Genomic DNA, 8,373 nt, shown 5'->3' with positions numbered 1-8,373 from the left:
GGCCTGGGTGCCGGCATCTACGCCGAGAAGGCGAATCTGCTGGTGCGGGGCAGCGACGTGGTCCGCAACGAGGCGGTCGGCGCGGCGTCCCAGGGTGGCGGCATCTACGCCAGCGCGGGCTCGGTGGCGATCTACACCAGCAAGGTCACCCACAACGCGTCGACGCTGAAGCCCGGTGGTGTCTTCGGCATGCACGCCCAGGTCAAGATCGACGATGAGAGCGTGGTCGTCGAGAACGAGCCGACCAACTGCGAGGGCAGCCAGGTGCCGATCGCGCACTGCTTCCGCTGAACGTCGACTCGCGCACCTCATCCCGAGAACGCGGACGAGCCGCCCCGGTGATCGGTCGGGGCGGCTCGCCCGTGCCCGCCCCGGTCAAACGCCGCCCGCGGGCGTCACCCCCGCCGCCCGTCGGCGTCACCCCATCGCACGTAGCCGGCCGGCGAGATCGCCGGCGAAGAAGTCGAGGAAGCCGTCCGGGTCGGGGCCGGCGTTCTGCAGCACGATGTGGTCGAAGCCGGCCTCGACGTACGACCGGACCTTGGCGACGTGCGGTTCCGGGTCCGGGCCGACGGCGAAGAGCTGCCGGATGTGCTTCTCCTCGACGTACGCGCTCGCCGCGTCGAAGTTGACCGGGTTCGGCAGCTCGCTCATCACCTTCCAGCCGGTCACCATCCACCGGCTCGTCTGCAACACCGCCTGCACCGCCTGTTGCTCGTCGGTGGCCCAGGCCACTGGCACCTCGGCGTAGCGCGGGCCGGCACCCTGCGCGCGTCGGTAGTGCTCGACGATCGACGCGTCCGCGTCGGTGGCGAACAGTCCGTCGCCCAACTCGGCGGCGAGCCGCGCCGACGCCTCACCGCTGGCCGCCACCGCGATCACGGGCAGGGTGTCCGGCAGATCGAAGACTCGGGCGTCCTCCAGGTGCAGGTGCCGTCCCTCGTACGACTGGTAGCCGCCCTGCCAGAGCAGCCGGATGATCTCCAGCGCCTCGCGTAGTCGCTCGTGTCGGCCCCGCACGCTGGGGAAGCCCTGCCCGACCACGTGCTCGTTGAGCCGCTCGCCTGCGCCCACGCCCAGGGTGAACCGGCCGTCGGAGATCAGTGCCATGGTCGCCGCGGCCTGGGCGATGATCGCCGGGTGGTAGCGGACGGTCGGGCAGGTGACACCGGTGGCCAGACGCAGGGTGCTGGTTCTGGCCGCGATGGCGCCGAGCACGCTCCAGGTGAAGGACGAGTGCCCCTGTGCGTCCAGCCAGGGGTGGAAGTGGTCGCTCATCTCGACGAAGTCGAAGCCGGCCCGCTCGGCCAGGACGGCCTGGCGGATGATCTCCTGCGGGCCGTACCCCTCCGAGGCCAACTTGTAGCCGATCTGCATGCCCGCACTCCCGATCCCGTTTCGCTGACTGAGGCATCGGCGGTTCCCGGCCCCGGCGCGGACAAACGCCACAGGCCGCAAACCAGCCTCCTAGGATGCCGTAGGCGGAGTGCGGTGGACGACGGCAGGTGCCAAGGACCGCCTCCAGCCACCGGACACCGTCACCGCACCAGCAGATCGATGACGCCCGTCAGGTCCTCCTCGCCACCGCCCTCCGCCAGGCGGCGGCGCATCAGGTCGAAGTAGGGGCTGAGCAGTTCGGGGCTGACGCCCTGCTGCTCGGCGGTGCTCAGAAAGGTCGGCGTGCCCGCCACCTGCATGGCGAGAGGGGAGACGACCCCCTTGGTGTAGTCCCCGCTGCGCAGCTGGTCGGCGGTCTGGTGAACCGCCGGGACCATCGCGACGAGCCAGTCGGCGAGCAGTGCGGCGAGCGCCGACGGGTCGATGTCCTCCCGGCGGATCAGGGCGAATGCGTGCGCGGCCCCGGCGAACATCCCGTACATGGCGCTGAGGAGAGCCACGTCGTGCAGGGCCGCGAAGCCCGCGTCCTCACCGACGTAGGTGGTGCCGACCGGAACGCCCAGCGTCTCCCGGTGCCGTTCGAACAGCGCTCGTGAGCCGCTGTAGAAGACGTAGCCGCCGGCCTCCGGGACGCCGACCATCGGTGGGACAGCCATAATTCCACCGTCCAGGTACCGCGCGCCGCGTCGGCGGGCCCACGCCGCGCGGGCGCGGGCCTGGGCAGGGGTGCTGGTGGTCAGGTTGACCAGATCCCGGCCGATCAGGTCCACGCCGGCCAGCACCTGGTCGACCGAGCTGTCGTCCAACAGGCAGACGACGACCAGGGTGCTTGCCGCGACCGCCTGTGCGGCGCTGCCCGCGACCCTTGCCCCTTCGGGCACGAGCGCTGCGGCGCGGGTCGGGGTGCGGTTCCAGACGGTGAGCGGGTAGCCGGCGACAAGCCAGGCTCGGGCAAGCGCAGTACCCATCGCGCCGAGTCCCAGCATCGTGACGGAGGGCTTCTCCACAGTGTTCGGTTCCATGCCGATTAGGCTGGTCACCGGCCCCCAGGTGATCAAGTACGCACATCGAGGTGCGTGGTTACCCGGGGGTGAGCGAGCACGTCGGAGGGGTGGGTATGGCGACGGTGAACCGGCCGGGCACCGCGGACGGACACGCCTGCGGTATCGACACCGCGATGGAGGTGATCGGCGGCAAGTGGAAGGTGCTGATCCTCTGGGCGCTCCACGAGCACCCCCTGCGTCGCTTCGGCGAGCTGCGTCGACTGCTTCCGGGGATCACGGAGAAGGTGCTGGCCTCTCACCTACGGGAGATGGAGGCGGACGGCATCGTACGCCGCGTCTCCTACGACGAGGTGCCGCCCCGCGTCGAGTACTCGTTGACCGAGGACGGCACGCGCCTCAACGACGCCCTCGAGCCGCTGGCCGCCTGGGGACGCGATCGGTCGACCGTTCGACGGCCGGGGGAGGAGGCGGGCTAGTGCTCCGGAGCGACCTCGCCGGAAACTGCACCGGCCCGCGCCCCACCGCCGGGGGGCACGGGCCGGTCTACGTCTGTTGCCTACTTGGAAGGCTCGGGCAGCTTGCAGTCGACCTTCGGGTTGGCGCCGATGTAGTTCAGCGGCCCGGCCACGATCGTGACCAGGATGGTGCCGGCCTCGGCGCAGTTGGTGTCGTCACCGCTGTAGTAGCCGCGCTGGCCAGCGGCGATGGCGCCGATCACCAACCAGATCACGACGATGACTCCGAGAATCGAGGTGCCGCGCATCGCTGCCTCCTGAGGTATGTGGTGGATCTGAGGTGCAGCGGTTGTACCCAATCGGGTCGCGCCGCTAACTGTTGCGTGCTAAGGCCGCCTGCGGCGGATCCTCCGTCCGGCCGATGCCGTCCGCCGATGCGTACCGCCCGGGCATCCGCCGCCCGCACCGGGTAGCGCCTGTCGGCTATCGGATCGACGACCGACCTCGCCGTGATCGGGCTGAGTGGACGTAGAACTGCCTCACGGCCCCGCCGAGGAGGACTCATGGACGCCCCGACACCGCCCCTGTACATCGACCGCCCCGAGGACGTCGCGGTCGCGGCCCGCGCGCTCGCCGGCGGCGCGATCGTCGCGGCGGCGTTCGCCAACTTCTACGTCATCGTCGCCCGCCCGGACGCGGCCACCGTGCGCCGGGTCAACCTGGCCAAGGGTCGACCGGCCCACCAGGTCGGCAGCATCACCACAGCGATCGGCCGGATCCCGGGGATGTTCGACTGGACGCGGATCTCGCCCCGGCTGCCGGTCGGTCGGGTGCGCGCGCTGATGGACGCCCTCTACGGGGCCGGACCGTTCGGCTTCCGCGGGCCGGCCGCCGACCGGCTCCCCGACCACCTCACCCAGGTCGACCAGGGGATGCGGACCACCCAGGTGATCGCACCGGGGCTGACCTGCCCGTCCAACGCCCTCTTCGAGCGGGCGCTCGCCGAGACCGGCACGGATCACCTCTACATCACCTCGGCGAACCGGTCGCGGCACCTGACCGGCGCGGCTGAGGAACCGGCGCACTGGAAGGCGGGCGCCCTGGCCGCCGACTTCGCCCACCTCGACGATCTGGTGGTGCTCGTGCACCGGGACGAGGCCGCCGCCCGCGCCGCGTACCCGGGTTACCTCACCACCTCGGTCACCCTGCTCTCGTTCCACGCGCCGGAGGGTGACCTCGAAGAACCGCCGGTGCTCACGGTGGACCGGCACGGGTCGCTGCACCTGGACGACGTCCGCCGCGCCGCCGCGCCGCTGGGCCTGCAGGTGCGCCTGGCGGGCACCGCCCGGCAACGGTTGCAGGTCCGGGGGTACGCCGGGGCGCTGGTCTGAGCCGTTGCCGGCGATGCCCGCGGCCCGGCCGGCTTCAGTGCGGCGGTGACGGGGCCTCCGGTGGCTTGCCGTGACTGCGCCGGAAGTCCGCGTAGGCCACGCCGGCCAGCACCAGCAGCCCGCCGAGGGACGCGCAGGCCGGCGGCAGGTACAGCAGGGCGGGCGCGATGGTCAGCAGCGCCAGCACCCCACCGGGCCGGGACCAGGACACCCGGCTGAACACCTCGTACTCGAAACAGGCCCGGCCGGCCAGGAAGAGCGCCGGGCCGCCGAGGATCACCGCGAGCCAGGCCGGCGGCGTCCGCCCGGTCGGGTCGTGCAGCACCAGGTGGAAGCCGGATGCCGTGGTGACCACCCCGGCGATCATCAACAGATGGGTGTACGGCGCGCTGAACAGGAACTTGCTGGGGGAGCGGGCCGTCTGGATGGCGGTCGGCAGCAGTTCGCCGGACTTGTGCACGTAGATCCGCCAGAGCAGCAGCGTGGTCAGGAACGCCACAGCGAACGCGCCGATGTTCTCGGCCTCGGTGTGCTCCATGCTGGACATGGTGCCGATGGTCAGGATGGCGTCGCCGAGCGCGATGATGAAGAACTGCTGGTAGCGCTCGGAGAGATGTTCCGCGGTGACGTTGCGTTGCTGCTCCGGGACCACTCCCAGCCCCGGCACCGGGTACGCGAGCCGGAAGCCGAGGTAGTCGATGGCGAGCGCGGTGGCCCAGCAGGCGATCCGGGCGTCCTCGCTGACGAATGCGCCGATGAGCCACGGGATCGCCGACACCACGAACCACAGGAAGATGCGGGCCGCCCGCCGTTGGGTCTGTGGTTCGCGGCGTACCGCTGGCATCAGGAACAGTCCACGCCCCAGGTGGATCGCCACGTACGTGCCGGCGAAGACGATCCCTCGATTGTTGAACGCCTCCGGGATCGCCGTGGTCATCAGCAGCGCGCCGAACATCACGGCGCTGATCAGTAGCTTGATCTCGGTGCGTTCGGGGTTGTACATGTCGGTGACGAGCGTGGTGATCGCCCAGGTCCACCACACGGCGGCCAACATGATCAGCGCCTCGGCGGCGCGGTGCCAGTCGAGCTGGTCGACCAGTCCCCGCGAGATGAGCGCGAGCGCGACCACGTACACCAGGTCGAAGAAGAGTTCGAGGAGGGTGACCCGGCGCGGGCCCTCCGGGTCGCGCACCGGTGGACCGCTGGCCCGCGGTGACCCGGGTTCCGGCGCGGGGAGGTGCACGGGATTCTCCTGCGGAACCGCTCGACTCGATGGACCTGTGGGTCCGCCTCAACGGACGGTAACGAGCGGGCGAGGGCACTGGCGCGCGTTCGCCCGCCCGTCCCCCGACCGGGTTGTGTCGGGCGGCTAGCCCGCCTGCGGGGATGTCGACGGCTTCTCGCCGCCGCGGGGGGCGGCGAGGGCGTCGACCAGGCGGCGGGCCGAGCCGGCCAGGTTCCATCGTTGGGCGAGCTCGAGCAGCCGGTCCGGGTCGGCCGGCGCGGTCGGCAGTGCGGTGGGCAGCTGCGGCAGTGGCACGTCCAGGGCGACCCGGACCACTGTCGGCGCGACGCCCAGGTAGTCGCGTGCCGCGACCAGCTTGGCGCGCAGGCCGGGCGCGAAGGACGAGTCGGAGTCGTCGAGCGCGGCCAGGATGCCGGCGATGCTGCCGTAGCGCTCGATCAGTCGGGCGGCGGTCTTCTCGCCGACGCCGGCCACTCCGGGCAGCCCGTCGCTCGGGTCGCCGCGCAGCGCGGCGAAGTCGGCGTACCGGTCGGCCGGTACGCCGTAGCGGGCCCGCACCGCGGCGTCGTCGCAGTCGTCGAGTTTGGCCACGCCGCGCCCGACGTAGAGCAGCCGGACCTCTCGGGGGTCGGCGACGCGCGGCCACAGCTCCCGCTCTCCGGAGACCACCTCGACCGGGCCGGGTTGGGTCACCGAGAGGGTGCCGAGCACGTCGTCGGCCTCGTAGCCGGTGGCGCCGACCGCGGTGATGCCCACCGCGGCGAGGACCTCCAGGATCATCGGGACCTGCGGGGAGAGGGTGTCCGGAACGATCTCGCCGCCCTGCGGGGCGACCCGGTGCGCCTTGTACGACGGCAGCAGGTCGACGCGCCACGCCGGGCGCCAGTCGTGGTCCAGGGCGCAGACCATCCGGTCGGCGCCGCGCACCCGGATCAGGGTGGCGAGCATGTCGAGGAAGCCGCGTACCGCGTTGACCGGGGTGCCGTCCTCGGCCTTGGCGGCGGACTCCGGAATGCCGAAGTAGGCCCGGAAGTAGAGGCTGGCTGCGTCGATCAGCAGGATCGGGGGTCGGTGTGCCACGCCGGACAGCCTGGCACAACCCTCTGACGATCGGGGGTACGCCCGGCCGTCGGTGGGGTCAGCGGCGCTCGTCGGGCTGGTAGACGGTCTCGCGGCGGGCCAGGTGCTGCACGATGTAGCTGGTCACCAGCAGCAGGATCGCGACCACCACCTCGACCCAGGCGGCGACGCCGTCGGCGACGGTGAGGCCGATGATCAGCAGGACCAGGCCGACGAGGGCGAGGACGCCGGCCCAGAGTTGGCGGCGGCGGCGTGTCGCGGCCTGGCTCGCCTGGTTCGCTGCCATGTCGGTCCTCCCGGTCGGGGAGTCCGGGCGGCTCCCCGCTTCCAGGCTAGGGGTCGCGGTGGCGTTCGATGAGGGAAACCGACGCGCGGGGGCGTGCCGGCACCCGGCCGTCGCCGAGCAGTCCGTTCCAATCCGGAACGGACTATAGTCGAGGCGGAACCAATGGAGGTGGACGGTGCGGCGGGAGGATCTTGCCGATGCGGACTGCGGCATCGCGCAGGCGCTGGGCGTGCTGGGGGACTGGTGGACCTTCCTCATCGTTCGCGACGTCGCCGGTGGCACGACCCGCTTCGACGGGCTCCAACGGGAGTTGGGCGTCAGCCGGCGGGCGCTGACCGAACGCCTCGCCGCGCTGGTCGAGCACGGTGTGCTGGAACGCAGACCGTATTCGGACCACCCGCCCCGCTACGACTATCTGCTCACCGCGCGGGGCGAGGGCCTGTTGCCGGTGCTGATCGCCATGCAGGACTGGGGGACGAGGTATCTCATGGGTGACGGTGATCTGACCGCTACCGCCGACGCCGGCTCGGCCGAGGCGCGCCGGGCACATGATCTGGTCGGCCGGCGGCTGCCCGAGATCGTCCTGCCCGCCGCCGACGGGCAGCCGGTCGCGCTGGCCGCGACGGACGCGTGGAGCGTCCTCTACCTGTTCCCGGGGGCGTACGCGCCGGGGACGCACGGCTACCCGCTCGGTTGGGCGGAGATTCCCGGTGCCCGGGGGTGCACGCTGGAGTCGACCACCTACGCCAGGCGTCACCCGGACTTCCAGGCCGCCGGTGTCCGGGTGTACGGCGTCAGCACCCAGCGGCCCGACCAGCTCGCCGCCTTCGCCGCGTACGCCGAGCTGCCGTTTCCCCTGCTGTCCGATGAGGATGGTCGGCTGGCGGCGGGGCTGCTGCTGCCGGTGTTCCGGGCGGGCGGGGTGAACCGGTTCAAGCGACTGACGTTGCTGGTCGACCCGACGGCGGTGGTGCGGGCGGTGCAGTTCCCGGTCACCGACCCGGCCGGCTCGGTGCAGGAGATGCTCGCCCTGGTCCGGGAACACACGGGGATCCCCGGTTGACGCCGTAGCGTCGACCGGGGATCCGGTGGGCCGGCTGCGTGCGGCGTCAGGCCGGGAGCGTCCAGCGCTGGTTGGCGCCGGCGAAGCAGTCCCAGATCTGCAGCCGGGTGCCGTCGGCGGAGCTGTTGTCGGTGGCGTCGAGGCACTTGTTCGACTGCGGGTTGCGCAGCGTCCCGTTGGACTGCGCCTGCCAGACCTGCGCGCCGCTGCCGTTGCAGTCCCAGAGTTGGACCTTCGCGCCGTTGGCGGTGGAGCCGCTGGTGATGTCGGCGCACTTGCCGAGGGCGCGCAGCGTGCTGTCGCTGGCCACGGTCCAGGTCTGCGCGGTGGTGCCGTTGCAGCTCCAGAGCTGGATGGCGGTGCCGTTGGCGGTGCTCGCCGAGGCCACGTCGACGCACTTGCCGCCGATGCCGGTGATCCGGCCGGTCCGACCGGTCGGATCACCGGCAT

General features: G+C 71.6%; 10 protein-coding genes and 1 pseudogene. 4 read left to right on the top strand and 7 right to left on the bottom strand.

The window, feature by feature from the left end; genetic code table 11:
* Positions 1-291: pseudogene (locus KBX53_RS13850) on the top strand (hypothetical protein); the annotation flags it as partial.
* Positions 292-417: 126 nt separating this feature from the next.
* Here the strand turns inward: KBX53_RS13850 and KBX53_RS13845 are convergent.
* Together KBX53_RS13845 and KBX53_RS13840 are read right to left on the bottom strand one after the other, a co-directional pair.
* Complete coding sequence (locus KBX53_RS13845; protein ID WP_030327573.1) at positions 418-1,377, bottom strand: TIGR03557 family F420-dependent LLM class oxidoreductase; 960 nt, start codon at positions 1,375-1,377, stop codon at positions 418-420.
* 161 nt (positions 1,378-1,538) lie between these two features.
* Entirely contained in the window at positions 1,539-2,420 is an 882-nt protein-coding gene (locus tag KBX53_RS13840) for an NAD(P)-dependent oxidoreductase (protein ID WP_210859618.1), read from the bottom strand.
* Positions 2,421-2,488: 68 nt separating this feature from the next.
* Between KBX53_RS13840 and KBX53_RS13835 the strand changes: the two genes are divergently transcribed.
* The gene (locus tag KBX53_RS13835; protein ID WP_309140767.1) at positions 2,489-2,878 is read left to right on the top strand and encodes a helix-turn-helix domain-containing protein; all 390 of its coding nucleotides are present in this window, start codon (positions 2,489-2,491) and stop codon (positions 2,876-2,878) included.
* Between the two features lie 80 nt (positions 2,879-2,958).
* On the opposite strand, the gene KBX53_RS13830 is transcribed toward KBX53_RS13835, so the two are convergent.
* Positions 2,959-3,165 (bottom strand): hypothetical protein, encoded by a 207-nt coding sequence (locus tag KBX53_RS13830; RefSeq protein WP_030327576.1) that lies wholly within the window; start codon positions 3,163-3,165, stop codon positions 2,959-2,961.
* Positions 3,166-3,420: 255 nt separating this feature from the next.
* Here KBX53_RS13830 and KBX53_RS13825 point away from each other — a divergent pair, with 255 nt between their 5' ends.
* A complete protein-coding gene (locus KBX53_RS13825; RefSeq protein WP_030327577.1) occupies positions 3,421-4,248 on the top strand; it encodes a hypothetical protein in 828 nt (275 codons plus the stop codon).
* Positions 4,249-4,282: 34 nt separating this feature from the next.
* On the opposite strand, the gene KBX53_RS13820 is transcribed toward KBX53_RS13825, so the two are convergent.
* From KBX53_RS13820 to KBX53_RS13810, 3 genes are all read right to left on the bottom strand, one after another.
* Positions 4,283-5,440, bottom strand: coding sequence for a low temperature requirement protein A (locus KBX53_RS13820; protein ID WP_030327579.1), 1,158 nt, complete (start codon positions 5,438-5,440; stop codon positions 4,283-4,285).
* A gap of 177 nt (positions 5,441-5,617) precedes the next feature.
* Positions 5,618-6,574 carry a 5'-3' exonuclease gene (locus KBX53_RS13815; protein WP_210859616.1) on the bottom strand — a complete coding sequence of 319 codons (957 nt, stop codon included), beginning with the start codon at positions 6,572-6,574 and terminating at the stop codon, positions 5,618-5,620.
* 58 nt (positions 6,575-6,632) lie between these two features.
* Entirely contained in the window at positions 6,633-6,860 is a 228-nt protein-coding gene (locus tag KBX53_RS13810) for a hypothetical protein (protein WP_030327581.1), read from the bottom strand.
* A 175-nt stretch (positions 6,861-7,035) separates the two neighbouring features.
* Between KBX53_RS13810 and KBX53_RS13805 the strand changes: the two genes are divergently transcribed.
* Positions 7,036-7,923: a winged helix-turn-helix transcriptional regulator gene (locus KBX53_RS13805; RefSeq protein WP_210859614.1), complete on the top strand. Its 888-nt coding sequence runs from the start codon at positions 7,036-7,038 to the stop codon at positions 7,921-7,923.
* 46 nt (positions 7,924-7,969) lie between these two features.
* Here the strand turns inward: KBX53_RS13805 and KBX53_RS13800 are convergent.
* Positions 7,970-8,373 (bottom strand): ricin-type beta-trefoil lectin domain protein (locus tag KBX53_RS13800; protein WP_210859612.1); only part of this gene is annotated, 404 nt, incomplete at its 5' end.

The organism is Micromonospora sp. M51, assembly GCF_018070305.1.
Taxonomy (GTDB): domain Bacteria; phylum Actinomycetota; class Actinomycetes; order Mycobacteriales; family Micromonosporaceae; genus Micromonospora; species Micromonospora parva.
Note: the sequence above shows the minus strand (reverse complement) of the source record. Positions and strands in the feature narration are given on the sequence as shown.